Raw genomic sequence first — 23,541 nt, 5'->3', positions numbered from 1 at the left:
CCGATTGTACTACCCGGGCTCAGTCCGCGTGGTCGGGCTCGAAGAAGCTCCAGCGGATGTCCCTGAATTCGGCCCGCAGGTCGGCCTCGACGATGTTGATCGCTTCGACCATGGCCCGCGCGCTGGGCGTGGGGGCCATCTTCGCCTTGATCGCGACCATCACGTCGGTGCCCATCTGCAGGGTGAGCACGTTGTAGACGAGTTCGATTTCCGGGCGGGCCTCGAGGAAGGCGACCATCGCAGCGCGCTGCTTCGGCTCCACGCCCTGGCCGATCAGCAGTGCCTTCACCTCGCGCGCGACGGCGACGGCCACCAGGATCAGCAACACGCCGATGGCGATGGTGCCGATGGCATCGAAGATGAGGTTGCCGGTGAGCATGGTGAGCAGCACGGCCAGCAGGGCGAGGCACAGGCCGACCAGGGCCGCGAGGTCCTCGCCGAAGATCACCAGCAGTTCGCTGGCGCGGGTCTCCCGGAACCATTGCCAGAGCGGCCGGCCCTCGCGGGCCTTGTTCACTTCCTGCATGCAGCCATGCATCGAAACGCCTTCGGTGACGATCGAGAAGGCCAGCACGCCGACGGCCAGCCAGGCCCAGCGCAGCGGCTCCGGATGGGTCAGTTTGTGCACGCCCTCGTACACCGAGAACATGCCGCCCACGCTGAAGAGCAGGATCGCGACCAGGAAGGACCAGAAATATAGAGCACGCCCCCAACCGAGCGGGTAGTCGGGGGACGGCGGGCGCTTCGCCTGGCGCATGCCCAGCAGGAGCAGGCCCTGGTTGCCGCAATCGGCGAGCGAATGCACGGCCTCGGCAAGCATCGCCCCCGAGCCGGTGAAGACCGCCGCCACCAGCTTGGCGACAAAAATAGCGAAATTGGCGCCGAGCGCGAGGAAGATCGCGCGCTTCGAATCGGCATGTCCCGACATGTAATCCCGTCCTGTGATGAGCCCCTTCGCAGGATCTTACCGGATCACGCCCACACCCACGCCGAAGCTGACGTTTGGATGGCCGCCGGACATTTCCTTGGCCGTCCAGACATGGGACTGGTTTACCGAGACAAGGGGGAAGGTGTACTGCGCCTGGCCCACGTTGCCGGTGCGGGTGCCGTTGAGGCGGCCGGCAATCGTGACCAGCCCGCCCGCGGGAAAATCGAGGCTTTCGACGTAGCCGGGCATGGCCGCGATGAAACGGCCATTGCCGGCGTCGTTCGCCTGCGGCCGCTGCGAGCCGTCGAGCGGATAGGCGAGGACCTCGATTTCGCTGTGGTCGGCGAAGTTGCGCACGTTGACGATGCGGCCGCCCCAGATCACGTCCGCCGTGCGGTAACGCTCGGGCTCGCGTGCGACCTGCGCGGGAGGCACGGCCAGGTTGTTCGCCGTAGGCTTGTAGATGGGCGCGGGTGCGCAGCCAGCGAGCGCTATGGCGAGGAAGGCGGCAGGGACGGCGATACGGGCGATGGATGGGCGCATGGGGCGGCTCCTGGCATGTATGACGACTTTAGCGCCGCCGCACTGAATGGAACGGCTGCGGTTTGTGGGGAGGGGCTTCATCCGGCGTGTCCTCGACCAGCCAGGTCAGCCGGTATTCGGATTCGCCAGGCGTGCCCAGCAGCCTGGGCAGCAGGCGCAGCGAGTCGCGCAATGCTTCATCGAGCTTCCACGGCGCGTTCACGATGGCCACGCCGGTACCGTTGAGGCGCAGGGGGGAGTCGTCCGGGCGCAGCAGGAGTTCCGCGGCGAGCACGCGCTTCGCCCCGCACTTGCTCAGCCAGCGATGGAACGGCTGGACGTGGCTGCGCAGCTTGATCGGGTACCAGATGGCGTAGATGCCGCCCGGCCACTTTTCCAGCGACGCCTTCAGCGCCTTTTCGATCAGGCGGAACTCCGCTTCCTGGGCCTCGAAGGGCGGATCGATCAGTACGAGGCCACGCTTCTCCTTCGGTGGGACGAAAGCCCTCATGGCCTCGTAGCCGTCGCGCTGATGCACGTGCACGCGGCGATCGTGGTGGAACAGCTGGCGCAGTGCCGCGGCCTCTTCGGAGTGCAGTTCGCACAGCTGTGCGGAGTCGCCCTCACGCATCAGGTGCGCCGCGATCCAGGGCGACCCGGGGTAGTGGCGCATGGCCTCGTCGCCCTCGTTGCAGGCGCGGACGGTTTCCAGCCACTTCCAGAGCAAGGGAGGCAGGCCGCTGGCGGTCTTCAGCACGCCGAAGCCTTCGTCGGACTCGGCGGTTTTTCGCGCTTCCGCGCCACGCAGGTCGTAACGGCCGCGGCCGGCATGCGTGTCGATGTAGCAGAACGGCGAGGCCTTCTGTTCCAGAGCATCGATCAGGGCCACGAGCACCATGTGCTTGAGGACATCGGCAAAGTTGCCGGCGTGGTAGGCGTGGCGGTAATTCATGGGACCAGTATAGCGGCCGGGCCCCGGGCTTTACGTGACCTGGCTTCCCAGCCGCAGGTTGATGCCCAGTTCCGTCGCGACCAGGCGCATGGCCTCGTCGTCGTGCGACCGGGTGATCCAGCCCGCATACATATCGTCGTCGGCCTCGCGTGCCCAGAGGGTATAGCCGTGCTCGTTGAGCTGGTCGAAGGCCCGCGAGAAGAGTTCCGGGCCGTCGACCTCCTCGTGGAACTCGTCGTCGTCCGGATCGCCGTCCCAGTCGATGCTGAGGTTGAAGCGCGCCACGAGTTCGTTGATCGCCTCGACCAGGGCACGGGTATCGTCGGCGTCCACCTCGAAACCCGAGCGCCAGTCGGTGACCCTGCCCACGATCCGCACCGGATCGCCGTCGCCTTCCTCCTCCACCGTCTCGCGGTAGGCGCCGAACTGCTGCAGGGCGCCTTCTTCGTCGCCCGGGTTGATGAGCGTCAGCAGGCGCCAGACCTGGGACTCGACCGAATCGTCGCCGTCCTCGTCCGCGTGCTCGCTTTCGTAGTCGAAATCGTCGTCGTAGGAAGCCATGCGCGGGAAACCTTCGTTGGGGCGACAGTATATCTCGCTGATTCGGAAGGGTGTTTGCCCGGACCTGCCGAATTTTCTTATTGACCTGGGGGCGCAAAAACGGTGTGCTTCATTCAGCCGTCCACTCGGCTCGGTCCGCCAGGGGCCGGTATCAAGGGGGAAAACCTATGAACGCGGTCACTTTCGTTCGGGCGACGGGAGTCGCCATCAGCCTGTTACTCGCCACCGGCACCGCCGCGGCCCGTTCCGACGATCCGCCGCCGGACACCATCTGCACGGTATTGGGCACCGCCTCGCGTTACGTGGGCACGACGGTCACGGTCCGTGGCGTCGCCGTCACCGAGGGCAAGGTCACCACGCTCACCGACGCGCAGTGCCAGGGCAGGGTGAACCTCAGCATGGACGATAACGCGGGCCGCAAGCGCGACGTCGCTTCGTTCCGCCGCGCGGTGACGGAGAAGGGTGCCCGCGCCGACGCCACGGTGTTCGGGCGTTTCAAGGCCACCGGCGACGCGCACGTGCCATATGCGATCGACGTCTACAGCGTGCGCGACGTGACCGAGTTGCCGCTCGAAGGGGGCTGATCTCCTACACAAGGCCTGGGCGATCCGCTAGGCTTCACGGCTACCTCCGGCCTGGCGGAAGCCCGATGCAGCAGTTGGACAAGGTAAAGATCGGCGTGATCGGGCTCGGTTACGTGGGCCTTCCGCTGGCCGTCGAATTCGGCAAGAAATTTCCAACCGTCGGGTTCGACATCGATGCCTCGCGCATCGCGGAGCTTCGTGGCGGCACGGATCGCACGCTGGAGGTCGATGCCGCAGCGCTTGGGCAGGCCGGCCAGCTTGCTTATAGCGACCGCCTCGACGAGCTCCGCGACTGCAACGTGTTCATCGTGACGGTGCCCACGCCGATCGACCGTGCGAAGCGCCCCGACCTCTCACCGCTGATGCGGGCCAGTGAGACCCTCGGCAAGGTGCTCAAGCGCGGCGACCTGGTGGTATACGAATCCACCGTCTATCCCGGCTGCACCGAGGAAGTCTGCGTCCCCATCCTCGAACGCGCCTCCGGGCTGGCGTTCAATGAAGACTTCTTCGCGGGCTACAGCCCCGAGCGGATCAATCCGGGCGACAAGCAGCATCGCGTGACCAACATCCGCAAGGTGACTTCCGGCTCGACGGCGGAAGCGGCGGACTTCGTCGATGCGCTGTATGCCAGCATCATCGACGCCGGCACCTACAAGGCGAGCGGGATCAAGGTGGCCGAGGCCGCGAAAGTCATCGAGAACACCCAGCGCGACCTCAACATCGCCCTGGTGAACGATCTTGCCATCCTGTTCAACAAGCTCGGCATCGACACGCTCGAGGTGCTCGAGGCCGCCGGTACGAAGTGGAACTTCCTCCCGTTCCGGCCGGGGCTCGTGGGCGGCCATTGCATCGGCGTGGATCCGTATTACCTCACGCACAAGGCGCAGGAAGTCGGACATCACCCCGATGTGATCCTGGCCGGCCGACGGACCAACGACGGCATGGGGCCGTACATCGCCGGCGAACTGATCCGCCTCATGGTCTGCAAGGGGCTTAACCCGGTCGGTGCGCGCGTGCTCGTGCTCGGCCTGGCGTTCAAGGAAAACTGCCCTGACCTGCGCAATACCCGTGTCGTGGACATCATCGCGTCGCTGAAAACCTATAACGCGACGATCGACGTTTACGATCCATGGGTCGACGCCGCCGAATCGGCCGAGGTCTATGGGCTGCGTCCGGTGGACTGGCCGGAGCCGGGCGCGTACGACGCCATCGTCATCGCCGTGGCGCACCGGCAGTTCCACGAATTGGGCGCCGCGGGCATCCGCGCATTCGGCAAACCGGATGCGGTGATCTACGACGTGAAATATGTACTGCCGCGCGACGCGGTGGATGGACGGCTCTGAGGTAACGGTCATGAAAGTACTTGTCACGGGCACGGCGGGATTCATCGGCTCGCATGTGGCGATGCGGTTGCTCGAACGCGGTGACGAGGTCGTCGGCGTGGACAACCTCAACGACTACTACGACGTGAGCCTGAAGCACGCGCGCCTGGATCGCTTCCGCCATGATCCGCACTACGTGCACGTGCATGCCGACCTTGCCGATCGCGATGCGATGGCTGCGTTGTTCGCCGAGCACAGGCCGCAGCGCGTCGTGCATCTGGCGGCCCAGGCAGGGGTGCGTTACGCCGCGGAAAACCCGCATGTGTACGTATCCAGCAACGTCACGGGTTTCCTGCACGTGCTCGAAGGGTGTCGCGATCATGGCGTGGAACACCTCGTCTTTGCGTCCACGAGTTCCGTGTACGGCGCCAACCGCGCCATGCCGTTCTCCGAGCACAACCCGGCCGAGCACCCGTTGACGCTCTATGCGGCCACCAAGAAGGCCAACGAACAGATGGCGCACAGCTATGCGCACCTGTACGGCATTCCGAGCACGGGGCTGCGTTTCTTCACCGTCTACGGACCGTGGGGCAGGCCGGACATGGCCCTGTTCCTGTTTACCCGGGCGATCCTGCGTGGCGAGCCGATCAAGGTGTTCAACCACGGACGGCACCGGCGCAGCTTCACCTATATCGACGATATCGTCGAAGGTGTGATCCGCTGCCTCGATCACCCTCCCGTGGCCGACCCCACCTGGAGCGCAACCCAGCCGGATCCATCCTTCAGCGGCGTGGCGCCATACCGGCTGTTCAACATCGGCAACGAGCAACCGGTGGAACTGCTGGATTACATCCGCCGCCTCGAGCAGTGCCTCGGTCGCGAAGCGATCATGGAACTCCTGCCACTGCAGGCCGGCGATGTGCCCGATACCGAGGCCGACGTCGGCGAACTGCGCCGCGCCGTCGGTTACGCGCCGCAGGTGTCGGTGGAGGAGGGCGTGGCGCGCTTCGTCAGCTGGTACCGCGAGTTCTATCGGGTCTGACTCCACAAGGGGCGGCCTGAGCGCCGTGATGGCGAGCGAGTGCGGAGCGCCTGGCCGTCGGTTCGGCTGTCTGGCTGGAGCTTTGCTTGCAGTCACCGTGTTTGCAGGTAAACGGCAGGAATTCGCCGGGCCCCGCGAACGGCGGCACGTTGTCCTGCGCCCTCGCCGCAGGCGTAAATGCTTGCCGAGGAAAGGACTCATCCCGGTTGCGTGAGTTGTGTCACATTATGGGGTCTATGACCACATCCGCTCCGACCAGCACCGGACCCCGTCGCGGCAGCATCGCCTGTGTCGGCATGGGCATTACCCTGGGTTCGCACCTGACGCCGCTGGCGCGCAATTGCATCGAGACCGCCGACGTGGTCTTCGCCGCGCTGTCGGACCATGTGGTGGAACTCTGGCTGCGACGCCTGAACCCCGAGGTGCGCAGCCTCCAGCCCTATTACCGGCCAGGCAAGTCGCGGATGAAGACCTATCGCGAGTGGGTCGAGGTGATGATGGCGGAGGTGCGGGCGGGCAGGCGAGTCTGCGCCGCTTTCTACGGACATCCCGGCATTTTCGCGTGGTCGCCGCACAAGGTGGTGGAGTTGGCTCGCGCAGAGGGCTACCAGGCGTACATGGAGCCCGGGGTCTCCGCCGAAGACTGTCTCTACGCCGATCTGGGCATCGACCCCGGCCGTGTCGGCTGCCAGCATCTGGAGGCGAGCCAGCTGCTCTTCTTCGAGCGCAGTCTGGACACGAGCGGCCATGTGATCCTGTGGCAGCTCGGCGTGGTGGGCGACCGCTCGCTCGGGCGTTTCCGTACGCCGGATGCCTATCGCGAGCTCCTGGTGGAGCGCCTGTGCCAGGACTATCCGGCCGATCACGAGGTCATCGTTTATCGCGCGCCCACCTTGCCGGTCGAGAAGCCGCGTATCCAGCGCACGACGCTGCGTGAGTTCCCGATGGCGGAGTTTACCGGGCAGGAAACGCTCGTGCTGCCGCCGGCGCGTGAGCTACAGCCCAACGGCCCCATGCGCGCGCGCCTCGATGCGCTCGACGCGGTTTACGGCAGCGGCAGGGAATCCGTCGTTCCGGCGTAAAAGCCGAAGGACCGTCGACACCAAACAGGGAGAAAACATGCGAGATACCGTTGAGTTGCTCGAAGCCATCGGCCGCGATGCAAGCTTGCGGCACGCGTCGCCGGAGGACCTGGCGCAAGCGCTCGAAGCGGCCGATGCTTCGGTCGGCTTGCGCAAACTGGCAGTCTATGGCGACGACTCGGCCCTGACGAAGGAGCTGGGTCTCCAGAAGATGCAGGTCGAGCACCAGAGCCAGACAGGCGGGCACGAGGGCGAGGAGTACGACGACGAGGACGACGGCAAGTCCGACGAGCCGGACCAGGACCCCGACGACTCCGACGATTCGTCTTCCGGCTGAGGGACACGGCATGGCCCCCGGCTGCTTCGGTCACATGCGATGCTGGCTTCTCGTGGGGCTCTTCGGCTGTGCGCAGGTTCCGTCCATCCATGCCGTGGCGGCACCCTCCGCTTCCACGCGCCTCGAGCAGGCCGATGCTATCCGGACCAAGGACCACGCGCGCTTCGTCGAGATGCTGGGCGAGCTTCATCGTGACGAGGCCGCCTTCGATGCGACCGGGCAGCGTTACCTGCAATTCCTCGACGGCTGGGAAGCGAACTACGAGGGGCGCTATCCGGAAGCGGAGGCTTACCTGCGCAAGGTGATGGCGTCTGCGGAGGACGATCAGCTGGGCACCCGCGCCACCGCCATGTTGATGAACAACCTGAGCGAGCAGGGCAAGTATGCCGAGAGCTATGCGGTGGCCACGCGCGCCGCGGATACGCTGCCGGTCGTGACCGATCGCCTGGCCCGGTTCGTGCTGTTGGCAAACCTCTCGCAGATGCTGACATTCGCAGGCCAGCCCGAGCAGGGGCTGAAATACGCCGAGATGATGCTCGAAGCCACGCCACCTGGCGAATCCCCTTGCCAGGCCATGGTGCAGAAGGTCACGGCGCTCGAAGGCTCTCGCGACCTGACCTCCCGAAGCCCGGACTTGCTGGAGACGATCAAGGTCTGCACGGCGGACAGCCAGCCGGTCTTCGCCAACACGGCATCGCTCATCCTCGTGGACCGGTTGCTGGAGGAGCGCAAGCTGGACGAGGGCCTGGCGACCATCGAGCGCCTCGCACCGGCCATCCAGGCGAGCCGGTATTTTCCCCACCTCGTCAGCCTTTCGGCCCAGCGGGCGCAGTTTTACGAGCAACTGGGGCGGCTGGCGGAAGCGCGGAAAGCCGCATTGGAAACCGTGGCGATGAGCCACCCGGGCGACGTGAACGAGGCACTTCGGTTCGCGTATCGCATCCTGTACTCGATCGAGAAGGCTCAGGGACATGCCGCGAGCGCGCTCGACTACTACGAAAAATACGTGGTCCAGGATCAGGGCTACCTCCGTGATGCCAACGTCAGGAACGCCGCCTACGAGGCTGCCAGCCAGCATTTCCGGGCGGAAAAGCTCGCGACCGAGGGACTCAGCAAGCAAAACCGCATCCTGCGGCTCCAGCAGGCGCTGGATGCGAAGGCCGTGGAGACTAGCCGCCTCTATATCGTGGTGATGTTCCTCGTCCTGCTCTCGATCGTGCTCTGGGCGGTACGTATCAAGCGTTCGCAGCTCCGTTTCCGCTGGCTGTCGTTGTGCGACGGACTGACCGGGATTTTTCACCACCAGCACTTCATGAGTGAAGCCGAACGTGCGCTGCGCGTCCTCGAGAAGCGTGGTGGCGAAGGGTGCCTGGTCTTCCTCGACCTCGATCACTTCAAGCAGGTCAACGATGCGCACGGACACGCCGTGGGCGACGCGGTGCTGAAGCACGCCGTCGCCGTCTTCAAGGGGCAGCTGCGCAAGGCCGATGCGCTCGGTCGCCTCGGCGGCGAGGAGTTCGGCATGCTGCTGATGGATACGCCGCGCTTGCAGGGTTCCGTGATCGCCGAGCGCGTCCGCCTCGCGATCGAGGCCTCGCCGCTGGTCGTCGACGGCACGGTGGTCGCATTCTCGTTGAGCATCGGCCTGGCTTGCACCGACAAGACCGGTTACGACCTGCCGAAGCTGTGTCGCGCGGCGGATGCCGCGCTATACGAGGCCAAGCACAAGGGCCGCAACCGCGTCGTGGTCGATGGCGAAGGCGAAGGCGAAGCGGAAGGTGACGATCCTAGGGCCCGTTTGCGCGTATCGTCGCCTCGTTGATCGCACGCACCCTGGCCTCGTCCACCTTCTCGACCTTGCGGTCATAGGTGTAGAGCCCGTTATGCTCGCCCTCGACATCGGTGATCTGGGTGTAGACGCTTCCCGACACGCCCTTCGCCGGTGCCTTGTCGCGGAGCACGGCGGTGTTGGCGACATAGCCGTCGTTCAGCGCGGCGCGGTCTTTCACGTCGCCGTACGGATTGATCGCCGTGTTGGGCCACATGTGGCCCGGAACACCCAGGGTCAGCCCGCCGTGTTCGCCGTCCATGGACGCCCGCGTGGCATCGGGGCTGGGTAGGCCCGGGCCCTGGTAGTCGTGGATGTCGATGACATCGCCGGCCTGTGGGTCGCCCTTCGTATCGCAGCAGTTCAAGCCGCTGCGTGCATTCACCAGCCGCGATGGATCGAGTTTCTTGATCTGTGCCGCCAGCTCGGCGGCCGCCGGAATGCTCCACTGGCCCCAGCCCTCGTTGAAGGGGATCCAGCCGATGATCGAGGTTTCGCCCTTGAGCTGCTCGACGATGGCCGTGACCTCGGCACGGAAGCCGTTCTTGTCGGCATCGCCGAGTTTCTCGTTATGGCCGTTCGGCAAGGACGGCATGTCCTGCCACACCATCAGGCCCAGGCGGTCGGTCCAGTAGTACCAGCGAGCCGGTTCCACCTTGATGTGCTTGCGGATGGTGTTGAAGCCCAGGTCCCTGGTCTTCTGTATGTCGAACTTGAGCGCCGCGTCCGTGGGCGCCGTGTAGATGCCGTCCGGCCAATAGCCCTGGTCGAGGGTGGCGAGCAGGAAGGTCGGCTTGCCGTTCAGCAGGATGCGATTGTGTCCGCCCGCTTTCCCGATGGCGATGCTCCGCATGCCGGCGTAACTGGTGACCTCGTCGCGCTGCCCGCCCTGCGCGAGGGTGGCCTTGATCGTGTACAGGAAAGGATCCTGCGGACTCCAGAGGCGCGGATGCGCGATGGCCAGGCGCATCGGCTTGCCTGCGGGGCCGCTGGCCTCGCCTACTTGCTTGCCGTCCGCATAGGCGGTGACCTGCAGCGTGGCGTCCGGGTGCTCGCCTTGCAGCGCCGAATTCACCGTGAAGGCGTCGAGGTTGCGTTCCGGCGTGAAGGTCAGCCGAGCCAGGCTGACGTCCGGCACCGGCTCCAGCCACACCGACTGCCAGATGCCCGATGCCGCGGTATAGAAGATGCCCTCCGGTTTCAGGCGCTGCTTGCCGACCATGACGTTCGCACCGTCCACCGGCGCGTGCACCGCAACCACGATCTCCTGCGGGCCCTGCGGGCGAAGCGCGGATGTGATGTCCGCGCTGAAGGACGTGTAGCCGCCCGTGTGTTCCGCGACCTGCCTGCCGTTGACGTAGACCGTGGCGTCCTGCGCCACGGCTCCGAAATTCAGCCGCACATGCTGGCCATGGGCGGTGAAGTCGGCCGGCACGTCCACGGTCCGGCGGTAGAACATGAAGTCCGCGTGCTTCTGCACGCCCGACAGCACCGATTCGATGGGGTAGGGGACCAGCACCTTGTCCCGCAGCGTCTTGCCGAATGGCGGCGCCGCCTTGCCGTCGCCGGCGGCGGCGTACTCCCATAGCCCATTGAGGCTCATCCAGCGTGGATGTTCCAGCGACGGCCGCGCGAGCTGGGGACGGGGATACTCGGGCAACGCATTGCCGGGCGATACCTCGGCCGTCCACGACGTTGCCAGCGGCGCCGCCTTGCCGTTCCAGACGGCCGTCTTGTCGGCCGCCATCGCCGCCGGTACGAAGCCCAGGGCGAGGGCCATGCAGATCCAGTGTCTCATCCGTTATTTCCCGTCCGACATGGAAGCGGGCGCATCGTGCGGATCGCTGCCCCAGGTCTTGTTGGGCTCGGGGCCCATCGTGAGCACGAGCGTGGCGCCGTTGGCGATATCGGCGTGGCTGAACCAGGGTTTGGTCCAGGGCTTGCCGTTGAGCGTCGCGGACTGGATGTACTTGTTCCGTTCCGAATTGCCACGCGCCACGACCTCGAAGACCTTGCCGTTGCCGAGGCGCAGACGGACCCGGTCGAAGATCGGGCTGCCGATGATGTAGTCGGGCGTGGAAGGATCGACCGGGTAGAAGCCCATGGCGCTGAGCACGTACCAGGACGAGGTCGAGCCCTGGTCGTCCATGCCGGGATAACCATAGCCCGTGGCGTCGCTGCCATACAGGTCGGCGAGGATCCGGCGCGTCAGCTCCTGCGTCTTCCACGGCTGGCCGCTCCAGGCGTAGAGGTAAGCTGCCTGCTGGTCCGGCTGGTTACCCTGCACGTACTGCCCGATCAGGCCGGTGCAGTCGCGGCAGATGCCCTTGGCGGTGTATGGCGTGGAGAAGAACGCGTCGAGCTTGGCGTTGAACGCATCGCGGCCGCCGAGCAGGTTCATCAGGCCGTGCACGTCGTGCGGCACCAGCCATAGCGTCGACCAGCCCGAGCCTTCCTTCATCATGAAGTTGTAGTAGGGCTCGCCCGGGTCGAACGGCGAAATCCATTTGCCGTCCTCGGTGCGGCCGCGGAAGAAGCCCACCGACGGGTCGAACACGTTGCGGTAATTCCCCGCGCGGCGCATGAACATCTCGGCATCGTCATTCTTCCCGAGCCGGCGGGCGACATCGGCCAGCGCGTGATCGTCCCAGGCGTACTCGAGCGTGGTGGCCACGCCAGCCTTGCCACCCGCGTAGGGCGGGCTGGGGTTGCCGTCGGGCACGATGTCGGAGATCCAGCCCTGCTTGTCGTACTCGGCGAGATAACCGCGCGGGCCCTTGGGATCGGTCGCGTTCTTGCGCAGGTACTCGTACACCGCGGCGTAGTCGAAATCGATGCCGCGCTGCCAGGCGCCGTCGTAGAGGAACACGGCATGGTCGCCGTGGAACGAGGTGTTCATGTAGCCGCGCTCGCGCGCGCGGTCCAGCTCGGAACGCATGATGTCCTGCACGACCTTCGGCTGGAGCAGCATCAGCAGGGCGATCTGGTTGCGCCCCGTGTCCCAGAACGGCACCGGTCCGTAATGGTCGTAATCGGCGACCTGGTCCTGGCCCTTGGCGTCCGTGTAGTGCTCACCCTTGCGGGCGATCATGCGCGGGCTGGCGAAGGAGTGGTACAGCGTCGAATAGAACAGTGCGCGCTGCTTCGGCGTACCGCCGCTCACTTCCACGCGGTCGAACAGTTCGGCCCATTTCGCGCGGGCCTTCGCATGCACGCGGTCGAAGTCCGCGTCGCTGTCCTGGGCACGGAGCCTCTGGTCGGCTTCCTGGGCGCTGTGGCCATGGGCGATGCGCACCACCACCTGGTCGCCTGCCTTCGTATCGTAGGTGACGTAGGCGCCGGCGTAATCGCCGGAAATCTTCCGGCGGCCCGCCTGGACGTCTTCATGGCCCAGGCCTTCGCCTTTGTTGGTGACTTCGGAATGGAACGTGCCGAAAGTCGTGAACGGCCGCGAGAATTCGGCGATGAAATACGGGCCATCGGTGTCCCGGTCACGGCGGCCTGTGGTGGCGACACCGCGGATCGTGTGGTCGTCCACCACTTCGACGTCGCCGCCGGCACGGCGCAGGTTCAGGACCACGTTCGAGCGATGGCTCTGCGGGAAGGTGAAGCGCATCAGGCTGGTCCACTGCGTGGCCGTCAGTTCGGCCTTCGTGTGGAACGTCGCCAGGTCTACCGCGTAATACCCGGGAGATGCCTTTTCCGTGGCCTTGTCGTAGTACGACGACATGTAATCCGGCGGCACCGTCCAGTCGCCCACCACCGGCATGACGATGGGGGCGCCGCGGGCGCCGTAGGTCGAACCGCCGCCGCTGAAACCGAACATGGCGGGTCGACGGTAGTCGTAGGCCACCGGCACGCCGGTGGCGAAGCCGAGGTCGGCATTGATATTGACCGGCGCGGCCTCGGTGGCGCTCTGCGGCAGGCTGGCGCCTGGCGTGGTCATGCCGGTGTAGGTGGCCTCGCCGGGTGGCGGCGCGTTGCCGAGCAGGGCCTGGTTGTCGAGAGGGGCCGTTCCGACCAGGGGATTGGCGATATCCACGGGGGCCTGGGAAGCGGCCGCGGGCTTCTTGTCCTTCGCCAGTACGGCGGTCGCGGAGACCACGGTGAGCATCGCGAGCGCGACGCCGAGTGCACGGCGGGGAGGGCGTGCCATGGGTACGTTCATGCGGGGTTCCTTCGCTTGCAACGGAAACGGGGCCGGGCAATGTGCCCGGCCCCGTCGATTTTTTACTTGTCGCTTGCACCACCGAACTTGTAGGTCACGCCGAGGTAGTACTGGCGGCCCGGGTACATCAACTGGACCAGACGCGAGCGCGTATCGCCACCAAGGTAAGTGTGCGGCCTCGCCTTGTTGAAGTTGATGATGGACGCGGTGACCATGAAGTGCTTGGTGAACTCGTAGTCGCCGTTCAGATCGATCTGGTGATACGGCTGCGCATAGATGGGCAGGCCGGAGGCCAGACCTTCCATCGTGCGGCCGGTCCAGTTGTCGCTGGCACGCAGGAGCAGACCGTTCTTTTCATAGAACAGCGAGACGTTCGCCGCGTACTTCGCGCTACCGATCAACTCGGCCTTGCCTACCTGGGTGTCGCCCAGGGAGACCGCGGTTTCGTTGGTGTGGTTGAGCGTGTAGTTTGCGATGTAGCCGAAGCCCGAGTCCCAGGTGTGCTGCGCGTAGATTTCAATGCCCTTCGACGTGCCGGAGCGGCCGTTGGCATTGGTGCTGTATTGGCGGAAGTTGGTTTCCGTGCCGCCCACGTTCACGTCGATGTTGTTGACGGTGACCGGGACGACGAAGTTCTTCACCTTCTTCTGGAACAGATCGATACCGACGACGCCGTGCTGCGCGTAGTACCACTCGCCGGCCAGGTCGAACTGGGTGGCCGTGAAGGGCTTCAGGTCGGCGTTGGCACCCGAACCGTACCAGCCCGGCAGCGGTGCGCCGAACTGCTTGCGATCGTTGTAGTACTCCTGGGTGTTGTTGGTCAGCTGGCCGAGCTGCGCCAGGTCGGTGTAGTTGGCGCGGGCCATCGCCTGCGAGCCGGCGGCACGCAGGACGAAGTCGTCCGCGATCGTCCAGGCGATGTTGAAGCTCGGCAGGAACTTGTTGTAGCGCTTGTTGGTCGTCGAGTTGTTGAAGTTCTCGACCACCGCCACTTCGCGCGGCAGGTACTGGAAGTCGCCGGGGGCACATGCACCGCCGCCAGCGTTCACGCCCGAGGCGGGGCAGATCAGGATGTTGCCGGACGCGTCGTGGTAGTACGTCGCATTGTTGGTGGTGACCTGGTTGGCGACGGTGAGGTCCTGCTTCGTGGTGACGAAGCGCACGCCGACGTTACCGCGCAGGGTGCCGGTATCGAAGTTCGCCTGCACATACGCCGCAGCGATCTTCTCGCCGATCGACGACTTGTTCTGCGGCTTGTTGTAGATCACCCGGTCGTAGGTGTCGTTCAGGTGGTTGTAGTACGCCGGGAAGTTGATTGCCGGGAAGATGCTGTCGCCGAAGGCATGGTTCACGCCGTCGAGGTAGTTCGGCAGGAGGAAGCCCGCCGGCAGCTGGCCCGCGTTTGGATCGCAGGTCTGGAACTGCGAGGTCGTGCCCTTGCAGTACCAGCGCACCTCGTTGCTCTGCTGTTCGGCGTTCGCGTCGCTGTATTTCGCGCCGAACTGCAGCGACTGCAGCCATGAGGAATCGAACGCCCAGGTGAAGTCCGCCTGCGCGAAGTTCTGCGAGGTGCGGGTATTCACCATGTTCGAGCCGGTCGAGCCCAGGTCGACCTGGCCGGCGCCGGCCAGCATGTTCGGGAGTACGGACGGATCGGCGGTGATGCCGGGCTTGCCGCTGAGATCCCACGCGGCGCCGGTGCTGCCGTTCACCCACTGGCCATTCACGAAGTTGCGCGGCTTGGCGGCCATGCCCAGTTCGACCGAAGGGCCACCCTTCGCCCAGGTGCGGCCGATGTTGAACGAGCCGCTCAGGTCGCCGCCGTTATCCCATTCGCCTTCGAGGTTGAGGGTCTGCGAGGTAGCCTTCTCGACGGAGTAGTTGCCGTTGAGCCACGGGATCTCCGTGGAACACACGTCCACCGCCTGGCGGGGGGCACCGGTGACAGGGTTGACCGCGGAGTTACAACCGACGCCGGCCGGCGGCAGCACGTAATTCGCGCCTGTGACGATGGTGCCCGACTTGTCGAAGGTCAGGCCGTTGGGCGCAAGCAGGCGGCCGTTCTGGTCGGCGTAGTTGGTGTTGTTCGGCAGGCCCCACTCCGGAATTTCCAGGGTGTTGGTGATCTGCGTCTGCTGGCGTTCGAAGCGGAAATAGTTACCGGTCAGCAGGAAGTGATCGCTCGGCTTGAACTGCATCGTGGCCTGCGCGCCCTTGGTTTTCAGGGTCAGGTCGTTGCGGCTCGTTGCGAACTGCTGCGGCATCCAGAAACCGTTGGAGATGTTGCCGGCCTGGTCGACGACGCCGTTACCCCACAGGTCGATGTTGTTGTTGACCGCGGAGTTGTACGGATTGCCGTGGATGTCCACCGGAGGCTGGGTACAGGTCTCGTGGTCCTTGCAGGCGTCCGACCACCAGTGCCAGCTCGAGCCATCCGCCTGGTACGTGGTCGCCTGGCGCTTCTGGTAGGCGCCGGCGAGGAGGACGCCGAATGTCTCGTCCTTGTTCTTCCACGACCACAGCGCCGCGCCCTGCGGCTCCGTCTTCGCACTGGTATCGGAGCTCGCTGCGGTGCCGGTGACGAAGCCTTCGTTCGCGTCCATCTCGAGCGGGCGGCGGGTGCGCAGGTCGACGTTGCCGCCGATGCCGCCTTCGTCCAGGCGCGCCTCAAGGCTCTTGTAGAGCTTGATGTCCGAGAACATGTTCGCCGGGAACAGCGTGTAGTTGAACGAACGGGTCAGACCCGCCGACGTATCGGCCGAGGCGACATAGTTGCCGTTCAACTCGGTATAGGTGAGCTCGGGCGCGAGGCCGCGGATGCTCACCGTCTTGCCTTCGCCGGATTCACGGCTGATGACCACGCCGGGCACGTGGGCTAGGGCGTCGGCGATGTTCTTGGCCGGGAACTGCGCGATGTTCTGCGCATTGATCACTTCGACGATCGAGTTGGCGTCGCGCTTGTCCAGCACGTTCTGGTCGATGGACTGGCGATAGCTCGTGACGACGACCGTGTCCAGTTTGGTGGCGTTCTTGCTGGTGTTGCCCTGCCGGTCCTTATCCGCCTTGTTGTCCTGAGGCGTTTCGGCTGGAGCGGGCGCCGCTGCCGTCGATGCGGCGGCGGGTGCGGAGTCCTGTGCGAAGGCTGTCGCGGGAATTCCCACGAAGCCGGCGAAGGACAAGGTCGCGGAAGCTATCGCTGCGTACAGCGGCTTGCGCGTGAACATTTGTGGCAAAGAAGTCATTGCTAGGTATTCCCTCAGTGATGCGCGCCCTTATCGAGTCGGCGCGATAACCCCCGTTAAATCACTGCTGCAGAAGCGCGATTTATGACGACACGCGTCCTCCTTAAACTTATCGCTTGAATCGATCCAAACATCTGGCTGCTGACGGGCATCTCGCCCGTCGGCACTGCGGCGCGGGACTACTGCGTAGGGCTGCCGTGAGGCGAACTGAAGCGGGAAGGGCTTCCGCGGCGTTCATTGGCGAGCGACATGGCGAATGCGGACGCGCCTGCGACGTGCTGGCCTGTGGTCATTGAATAACTGGTAGTTCGTGGTGTCATGACGCGGTTCCCCGATTCCCCAACCGTTCCGGAGCGGCCGACATGCAAGGCCCCCTCCCCACCTCGATTCAAGTCAAACCGGACCTGTACAGCCGCGGCGCGGCCTTTGGACGTTTTTGACTTGGATCGATCTAAATCCCCTATGACGAAATTAAGACGCGCGAACCTTGTCTGTCACGCTGCATCGCAAAAAAAGGTTTCATGCCGCAGGGAGGGCAGGGTTGATGTATGTAGCGAGGTCGGGCACCATGCGCGGCTTCGCCCGCAACCCGCGTCAGAGGCCTCTTCCTTGGACAGTCACAGTCGATCTCGGCACGGCTCCTGAGCCGACGGAACGTTGACCCAAGGTCGCACCGTCCGCTCAGGACGGGACCGCATGCGCGAGCCGACGCTCGCTACGCGCCTCGATACCATCGCTGATCCCTCGCTAGGCTCCCAAGAGGGAAGTCTCCGGCGTTTCCGTCATATCCGGAGGCTGCCAATGATCTTCAACCGCGCACTCGTCCCGACGCTGGCGGCGATCCTGTTCCTGTATGCGCCGCACGCACGGGGCGGAGCCAGTCTCTTCGTCGACGATGCGACCCTGACCCCGGCCGGGCGTTGCCAGGTGGAGTCCTGGGCACGTTTTTACCATCCTGGTTACGAGCTGACCGCGGTACCAGCCTGCACGGCTAACGGCACCGAGTGGAGCCTGGGCATCACCGGGGCGGGTAGCCCGTACCGTGGCGCGATCCTCGCCCCAGGGATCAAGCGTGTGTTTCGCGACTTCGATACGCACGACTGGGGTATCGGTGCGTCGATAGGCATGAATTGGGACAGCCGGCGCCACCGACTGGATGGATGGAACGCCAACGTGCCTGCGAGCTTTGCCCTGGATCCGCAGCGCCGTGTCGTTCTGAACGCGAATCTCGGCTGGACGAAGGCGCGCAACTCGCGGGGCTCGCTAAGCGGAGGCGCGGGTGTCGAGGTGGCGCTCGGCGAGCGCTGGGTCGCCCTGGCGGAGGCTTACCGCGAGACCCGCTTCGCAGGGCAACTGGGAATCCGGCGCAATCTGAGCGAGAACGCCAGCCTGGACCTGCTGGCGGGAGGGGAGCGCGGCTCGGAGCGCGGGTCGTGGGTAACGCTGGGGCTGAACGTCCTGCTTCCGGACTGAGCTCCGGCGTCGGGTTTCGTTGCTGGTTACCTCGCGTCAAGCGACCGGAGCGAGGGTTCCTTGACGCCCCACCTACGTCGGTTCAGACTTTTTCCGGCCGCGTCAGGGGACTTGCGGCATCCGTACGGACACGTTCGGCATAGAAGACATGCAGACCATCGGCCGATACCAGCGCTATCGATACCAGCTCCGATGCAAGAACGTCGGCCCACTCGCAATCCAGGCACAGATCCACAGTATTCCCCTTCGCGGTCACGCCGGCCATCCTTGTGCGGTCACGCTAGCCTAGGTTGTAGTAGAGCTCTGCATAGTACTCACCGGCACCCAAAGGCATTTCTCCGAGGCTTTTTTTGACGGCTTCGGGGATCCATTGAAGCATCCGCATGATCTCGTCGCCGCAACCCGCGGCGATCGGCGATGACTCGCTTCCGCGTACTCCTGGCTGCCTGCCACGGCAATGCATATCCGCACACCTTCTCCCGTGGCGTGACGCGCGGCTTGCTGAGCTTGCCCGACGTCACCACCTTGCGGGAGGGCGTACGACCGTCGTGCCGCTGCCAGCGGGAACGCTCAAAAGGAACGTGCTACATTCTCCTGCGTGCTTCACCTCATCGGGTGCGTGCCATCCGTGAATACAAGTACACATGGCAGCCTCACGGGCTAAACCGGACCGTTCGGCAGGCGCCATCGGCCACAGGGTGGCCGCAGAGCGAACATCGAAGAAAGTTTACTTGAATGACCGTTCCGGAATTAGTATAAGGCCTAATGGCCCGCACAAAATCATTCGACCCCGAACACGCCATGCGCTGCGCCGCTCGAACCTTTGCGACGTTTGGTTATGCCGGATCATCAGCCCAGATGCTGACCGAGTCGCTTGGCATCGGGCGACAGAGCCTCTACGACACATTTGGCGACAAGTGGACGCTCTATCTCGGTGCGCTGCGGCAATACACCAAGGAAAGCGTAGACCGACAGATCGCCGTGTTGCGCAGCGAACCCGATCCGCTGATGGCGATCAAGGCGCATTTACAACATTTTTCAGACGAGGCCATCGCGCATCCTGACTGTCTAGGGGTGTCATCTACGGCGGAGTTCGGTAGCGCCAACCGCCAAGTGGCTGACATCAATCACGAGGCGTCGAGCCGGTTAACGTCAGAACTCACGAAGCGTGTGCGCGAAGCTCAGGCGCTAGGGCTCGTCGGCAGCGATCTGCGTCCGCGGGACGCGGCCCAGTTTCTCGTCGCTGCCCTGAGCTCCATAAAGCTAACCGCTCGCGCTGGTGGGAGCGCAGATGCTGTCAAGAACATTGTCACCATGAGCCTCCGCACTCTGCGGTAATTTTTTTACCCATTTATTGAACGATCATTCCATTTTAGAGAGAGGTGCTTCGTGAAGGCTGTACTACTTCGTAACCATGGCGGTCCCGAGGAACTGGTTTGGGACGAGGCGCCGCAACGGACGCCGGGATCCGGAGAGGTGCAAATCCGGGTCACCCACGCAGGCGTGAACTTTATGGACATCGGCGTCAGGCGAGGCCTGCTTTGGCGCGACAAACCATTGCCACTGGTCCCTGGCGTGGAGGGGGCGGGCGTCGTGACGGCCGTTGGCGAAGGCGTCACGCACCTTCGGCCCGGCCAGCTGGTAGCTTGGCCCTATGTGCCGGGAAGTTACGCACAGACCATCGTCGCTACGTCAAACGCAGTGGTAGCCATCCCTGAAAGCATCGATCCCGCTGTCGCCGCTGGCATGATGATGCAAGGTCTGACAGCGATGCACATTGCACTACGCTTCCACGACACGCGTGCGGGCGACGCTGTCCTTATTCACGCAGCGGCGGGTGGCCTTGGCGGGCTCTTGACCCAACTCGTGAAGATGCGAGGTGGCACCGTCATTGGGCGCGTATCAAGCGCTTCGAAGGTCGCAAGTGCACGATTGGCCGGCGCGGACCACGTTATCGTTGATGCAGTGGGCCAGTTTGCCGAACAAGTCAGCGATTTAACGAACGGTCGAGGAGTAAACGCTGTCTTCGACGGATCCGGGGAAGCCACCTTCGCGGATTCCATGGCATCGTTGGCGCCGCTGGGAACCCTCGCCTATTTCGGCCCCGTGCTGGGCGCACCACCACCTGTTCACTTGGCCGCCCTCAAGAAGAGCATCAAACTGGGCTTCCCCATCTATTCCGATTCCATTGCCACTCATGACCAACTGATCGAGCGGACGAGCGAGCTATTCAGCCTTCTTGGCTCTCAAACGCTATACCACCATTCCGTCACTCGCTACCCGATGTCGGACGCGGGGCGGGCCCATGCGGACATCGAAGGCCGTCGGACCGAAGGCAAGCTACTACTCACGCCCTAGATTACTTTGGGTCTCACCGGCGCGTCGCGCCTGGCGTAGCGTCGCCCATGACTGCAGCGCCTGAAGCGCTGGCTTCAGGTGCAAACCAAGGGTCGTCAGTGCATATTCAACACGAGGCGGCGTCTCCGGGTAGACGGTCCGTTCCACGATGCCATCGACCTCAAGCTCCTTCAGATGCTGCGACAGCATCTTTTGCGAAACACCAGAGATCGCGCGCCTCAGTTCGCTAAACCGTAAAACTGGCGAACCGAAGAGATGATAAATGATCAGCATCTTCCAGCGCCCGTCGAGCGCTTGAAGCGCTGCATCGAGATCGTCGACTGAGCATGGCTCGGTTATAGGATCAGACATGTGGTCCACGGTTACGCTCGGGAAACCAGGTGAGATAAAAGTGCCTTCTTGTGCCGCCGCATTGTGATGCCAACATGGGTGGACATCAACGATAAGTGGGAATCGAACGTGAGCAACTCCGAGCATCAGAAGAATGACGGCGCATCGGCGCAGTGGGCCATCGACCGTATTGCGATTCAGGACACCATCTCTCGGTACTCGTACGGCCAGGACAGCCAGCAGGGTCCCCAAGGCGACATCGTCCCAGTGTGGGCCGAAACCTTCACTTCCGAGGGAGCCGTCGACTACAGCGCCGCTGGTGGCCCCGTAGGCACGTGGCGCGAGCTGGCCGGGTGGATGCGAGGTGAGAACGGGAGCATGAGTTCGTACTCTAACTGGCAGCATATGCTAAGCCTGCCTACCGTGTCGTTGCAGGGAGATTTCGCCACCGCCCGCACCGATTTTTTTGCGACCCACCGTAGCCTGCCTGCCACCCGGCCTGCGTTTCACCTGAACGCGGCGGGTGCGTTTCATGACGAGCTTGTCCGGACGTCGCAGGGTTGGCGTATCGCCAAGCGCCGGCTGGAGCTCTACTTTGCCGACCCCGTCTCGGTGCTGGTACCGGCCTAGCATGACGATGCGTGAATTGGTCACTACGGCCCGTCAATCATTCCCAAGATGTAGCGCATGACTGATTACACGGCACCCGATTATCCACGCGCGGCACTCGTCACCATTGATGTGCAATGCGACACCCTTGACGGTCAGCGCCTTGAGATACGGAGTACCAGTGCCGCGTTGCCAGGACTGGTACGTCTCGCGCGTGGGTTTCGAGAGGCAGGGATGCCGATCTTTCACATCGTGAGGATCTACCGGCGCGATGGTGCAAACGTGGACCTGTGCCGGAGGGCCGCGGTGGAGGAAGGTGCCGAAATGCTTCTTGAGGGAAGCTCCGGGTGCGAGATCGCGGACGAGCTACGACCCTACTCATCCGCCAGACTGGACACGCCGTTACTTTTGAGCGGCGCTGTGCAGTCCTGGGGTCCCAACGAGCAGGTTTTGTATAAGCCGCGATGGGGAGCTTTTTTCAACACGCCCCTTCTCGAGGAACTGCACCAACGGAGGGTCACCACGCTCGTCGTCGCCGGTTGTAATTTCCCTAACTGCCCACGCACATCGATCTATCAGGCCAGCGAGCGCGACTTCCGTGTCGTAGTCGCCTCCGACGCGCTCTCATGACTTGACGAGGTGGGCATTCAGCAGTTGGAAGCCATAGGGGTGTCAGTGCGCCCGTCCCAGCACATCCTGGACGCGCTGGCCGCACTTCAGTCGTGAGGCCAGCGCCTACGCTACCACCAGGCCGGTTTGCTCGCGCCATATGGCTCAATGTAAGAGATATCCGGTAGGGCGAGTTTATCGTACTGCAGTGGCTGCGGTAGCCAGGCGATCTCACCGTAAACCGACGGCCGATGCACGAGATGTGCCGGATAGTTATCCGATCTAGGTAGACCGATCAGGTCATCGTCATGGACGAGCCCTAACTCTTGTACCCACATGGCACTGCGCGCCAAGGAAAGCTTCACGTGGTAGGAGCCGCCCTCGATGGCGCGCCTCAGCAGCGCCGCCATCATACCCGCGGCCGCGAGATAGCCCGTAATGAGGTCGGCAAGATAGAACACTGGCGAGAATCTCGGCTGGCCGTCGCCGCCCTCAGCGGCCGCAAATCCGGACGCCACCTGTCCGTTCTGGTCAAAACCGGGTCGGAAGCCAGGGGCCATCGTGACCGTACGCATTGGCAGTCATGTAGACCAGGCCACGAGGATGCCGCTGGCTCAATTGATGTGGCAACAACTCAAATCGTTCATTGACACCATGCCGATAGGTCGTGGTGAAGACGTCGGCCTCGCAAGCGAGCCGATGCATCTGCCGCAAGTCATCGCTCTGACGCAAGTCGAGGTACGCGCAGCGCTTGCCGATGTCCACCCCAAGGTGCTGTGCGAACGTGTCAGGATAAGCGGGCGACGTGATATGGAGCACGTCCGCCCCGTGCTCGGCCAGCGTTCGAGCACTACGGGGGCCCGCCAGCACGTGGGTGAAATCGAGTACGCGAACACCGGTAAGCGGAGCCACTGGGCGCCGGGCGTCGAACGGGACTACTGGACCGTCCGCGATCTTCTCGATCTCGACAACGGGGACGCGGCTCAATGCCTTTCCCTGCGGATGCGCTAGCCATTCGGCGCGGGTAAAAGCGCGGCAGGCCGGCAGGCCCGCGGCGGAGAGGGCCGTCTCCAGCGCTTCGGAATCCCACCGGTGCACCGCGTGGGCGATGGCGTCCACATTGTTCCCGCAGTTGAAGAAATTCAGATAGCCATCCAGCAACTTTGCGTACGGGGGACCCGCTTCGAGCATGACGTAGCGGCCGTCCCTGCAAAGGAAAAGGTTGTTGACCGCCACATGCTCGGCCCCGACGTTGATGGCGCGACCTTGCTGTTGGACGAAGTGCGTGGGATGCAGAAAATGCAGGGCGTCGATGATGTTCATGCCGACGTCCGTTGTGATGCCGGTGCGGTGCCGCCATAGTGCCGAGCCTGCCAGGCCGATGGCCAATTGCGCGGTGGCCGAAGCCTCGCCCAGCTTGTGCGGGGAATAAATGATGGGGTCGGCACCGGTCAGGAAAGCGTCCCCATGGGCGACTGACCCTAAGCCGATGTTCCTGGCAAGGGCAGCAAGGCCTTCCAACTCGCCGGCGGCCAAGGATCGCCTTGCGGGCAGAGGCTGGTGTTTGGATACGGAACTCATTTTGTTCTCCGTC

General features: G+C 64.1%; 21 protein-coding genes. 11 read left to right on the top strand and 10 right to left on the bottom strand.

The features are described from left to right. Positions 1-19 precede the first annotated feature (19 nt). Genes ACR9ZH_RS11820 through ACR9ZH_RS11805 form a run of 4 tightly spaced genes read right to left on the bottom strand, consistent with a single transcriptional unit; the run spans position 20 to position 2,963 of the window. A complete protein-coding gene (locus ACR9ZH_RS11820) occupies positions 20-928 on the bottom strand; it encodes a cation diffusion facilitator family transporter (protein WP_481290945.1) in 909 nt (302 codons plus the stop codon). A gap of 36 nt (positions 929-964) precedes the next feature. Then, positions 965-1,471, bottom strand: a complete 507-nt coding sequence (locus ACR9ZH_RS11815) for a Slp family lipoprotein (protein ID WP_481290944.1) — start codon at positions 1,469-1,471, stop codon at positions 965-967. Positions 1,472-1,499: 28 nt separating this feature from the next. After that, positions 1,500-2,402 (bottom strand): 23S rRNA (adenine(2030)-N(6))-methyltransferase RlmJ, encoded by a 903-nt coding sequence (locus ACR9ZH_RS11810; protein ID WP_481290943.1) that lies wholly within the window; start codon positions 2,400-2,402, stop codon positions 1,500-1,502. Between the two features lie 30 nt (positions 2,403-2,432). Then, positions 2,433-2,963, bottom strand: a complete 531-nt coding sequence (locus ACR9ZH_RS11805; RefSeq protein WP_481290942.1) for a DUF6630 family protein — start codon at positions 2,961-2,963, stop codon at positions 2,433-2,435. 167 nt (positions 2,964-3,130) lie between these two features. On the opposite strand from ACR9ZH_RS11805, the gene ACR9ZH_RS11800 reads away from it, so the two are divergent. The 6 genes from ACR9ZH_RS11800 to ACR9ZH_RS11775 all read left to right on the top strand — a co-directional run bounded on the left by ACR9ZH_RS11800 (position 3,131) and on the right by ACR9ZH_RS11775 (position 9,152). After that, entirely contained in the window at positions 3,131-3,547 is a 417-nt protein-coding gene (locus ACR9ZH_RS11800) for a hypothetical protein (protein WP_481290941.1), read from the top strand. Between the two features lie 65 nt (positions 3,548-3,612). Continuing rightward, positions 3,613-4,890: a Vi polysaccharide biosynthesis UDP-N-acetylglucosamine C-6 dehydrogenase TviB gene (tviB, locus tag ACR9ZH_RS11795; RefSeq protein ID WP_481290940.1), complete on the top strand. Its 1,278-nt coding sequence runs from the start codon at positions 3,613-3,615 to the stop codon at positions 4,888-4,890. A 10-nt stretch (positions 4,891-4,900) separates the two neighbouring features. After that, positions 4,901-5,911 carry an NAD-dependent epimerase gene (locus ACR9ZH_RS11790; RefSeq protein ID WP_481290939.1) on the top strand — a complete coding sequence of 337 codons (1,011 nt, stop codon included), beginning with the start codon at positions 4,901-4,903 and terminating at the stop codon, positions 5,909-5,911. A gap of 236 nt (positions 5,912-6,147) precedes the next feature. After that, positions 6,148-6,993, top strand: a complete 846-nt coding sequence (locus tag ACR9ZH_RS11785) for an SAM-dependent methyltransferase (protein WP_481290938.1) — start codon at positions 6,148-6,150, stop codon at positions 6,991-6,993. Positions 6,994-7,030: 37 nt separating this feature from the next. Beyond that, entirely contained in the window at positions 7,031-7,330 is a 300-nt protein-coding gene (locus ACR9ZH_RS11780) for a hypothetical protein (protein ID WP_481290937.1), read from the top strand. A gap of 34 nt (positions 7,331-7,364) precedes the next feature. Further along, positions 7,365-9,152 carry a tetratricopeptide repeat-containing diguanylate cyclase gene (locus ACR9ZH_RS11775; RefSeq protein ID WP_481290936.1) on the top strand — a complete coding sequence of 596 codons (1,788 nt, stop codon included), beginning with the start codon at positions 7,365-7,367 and terminating at the stop codon, positions 9,150-9,152. On the opposite strand, the gene ACR9ZH_RS11770 is transcribed toward ACR9ZH_RS11775, so the two are convergent. From ACR9ZH_RS11770 to ACR9ZH_RS11760, 3 genes are all read right to left on the bottom strand, one after another. Further along, complete coding sequence (locus tag ACR9ZH_RS11770; protein WP_481290935.1) at positions 9,118-10,956, bottom strand: glycoside hydrolase family 2 protein; 1,839 nt, start codon at positions 10,954-10,956, stop codon at positions 9,118-9,120. The genes ACR9ZH_RS11775 and ACR9ZH_RS11770 overlap by 35 nt on opposite strands. A gap of 3 nt (positions 10,957-10,959) precedes the next feature. Continuing rightward, a complete protein-coding gene (locus ACR9ZH_RS11765; RefSeq protein ID WP_481290934.1) occupies positions 10,960-13,326 on the bottom strand; it encodes a GH92 family glycosyl hydrolase in 2,367 nt (788 codons plus the stop codon). A 62-nt stretch (positions 13,327-13,388) separates the two neighbouring features. Beyond that, on the bottom strand, positions 13,389-16,568 hold the full coding sequence (locus ACR9ZH_RS11760; protein WP_481290933.1) for a TonB-dependent receptor: 3,180 nt from the start codon (positions 16,566-16,568) through the stop codon (positions 13,389-13,391). Between the two features lie 801 nt (positions 16,569-17,369). Between ACR9ZH_RS11760 and ACR9ZH_RS11755 the strand changes: the two genes are divergently transcribed. The 3 genes from ACR9ZH_RS11755 (at position 17,370) to ACR9ZH_RS11745 (ending at position 20,399) form a co-directional block, all read left to right on the top strand. Beyond that, on the top strand, positions 17,370-18,041 hold the full coding sequence (locus tag ACR9ZH_RS11755) for a hypothetical protein (RefSeq protein ID WP_481290932.1): 672 nt from the start codon (positions 17,370-17,372) through the stop codon (positions 18,039-18,041). A 765-nt stretch (positions 18,042-18,806) separates the two neighbouring features. Further along, positions 18,807-19,379, top strand: coding sequence for a TetR/AcrR family transcriptional regulator (locus ACR9ZH_RS11750; RefSeq protein WP_481290931.1), 573 nt, complete (start codon positions 18,807-18,809; stop codon positions 19,377-19,379). 51 nt (positions 19,380-19,430) lie between these two features. Continuing rightward, positions 19,431-20,399, top strand: coding sequence for a quinone oxidoreductase family protein (locus tag ACR9ZH_RS11745; RefSeq protein WP_481290930.1), 969 nt, complete (start codon positions 19,431-19,433; stop codon positions 20,397-20,399). On the opposite strand, the gene ACR9ZH_RS11740 is transcribed toward ACR9ZH_RS11745, so the two are convergent. Further along, on the bottom strand, positions 20,385-20,750 hold the full coding sequence (locus ACR9ZH_RS11740; protein ID WP_481290929.1) for a winged helix-turn-helix transcriptional regulator: 366 nt from the start codon (positions 20,748-20,750) through the stop codon (positions 20,385-20,387). The two genes, ACR9ZH_RS11745 and ACR9ZH_RS11740, sit on opposite strands and share 15 nt — an antisense overlap. Before the next feature lie 108 nt (positions 20,751-20,858). On the opposite strand from ACR9ZH_RS11740, the gene ACR9ZH_RS11735 reads away from it, so the two are divergent. Together ACR9ZH_RS11735 and ACR9ZH_RS11730 are read left to right on the top strand one after the other, a co-directional pair. Next, a complete protein-coding gene (locus tag ACR9ZH_RS11735; RefSeq protein WP_481290928.1) occupies positions 20,859-21,359 on the top strand; it encodes a nuclear transport factor 2 family protein in 501 nt (166 codons plus the stop codon). 57 nt (positions 21,360-21,416) lie between these two features. Continuing rightward, positions 21,417-21,968 (top strand): cysteine hydrolase family protein, encoded by a 552-nt coding sequence (locus ACR9ZH_RS11730; RefSeq protein WP_481290927.1) that lies wholly within the window; start codon positions 21,417-21,419, stop codon positions 21,966-21,968. 110 nt (positions 21,969-22,078) lie between these two features. Here the strand turns inward: ACR9ZH_RS11730 and ACR9ZH_RS11725 are convergent, their stop codons facing one another. Both ACR9ZH_RS11725 and ACR9ZH_RS11720 read right to left on the bottom strand, forming a co-directional pair. Further along, positions 22,079-22,522: a CoA transferase gene (locus ACR9ZH_RS11725; RefSeq protein WP_481290926.1), complete on the bottom strand. Its 444-nt coding sequence runs from the start codon at positions 22,520-22,522 to the stop codon at positions 22,079-22,081. After that, positions 22,479-23,528 carry a CoA transferase gene (locus tag ACR9ZH_RS11720; RefSeq protein WP_481290925.1) on the bottom strand — a complete coding sequence of 350 codons (1,050 nt, stop codon included), beginning with the start codon at positions 23,526-23,528 and terminating at the stop codon, positions 22,479-22,481. The genes ACR9ZH_RS11725 and ACR9ZH_RS11720 overlap by 44 nt, the downstream gene beginning before the upstream one ends. Between the last annotated feature and the right edge of the window lie 13 nt (positions 23,529-23,541).

The sequence above is a fragment of the Luteibacter sp. SVR4-7G genome (assembly GCF_056755555.1).
Note: the sequence above shows the minus strand (reverse complement) of the source record. Positions and strands in the feature narration are given on the sequence as shown.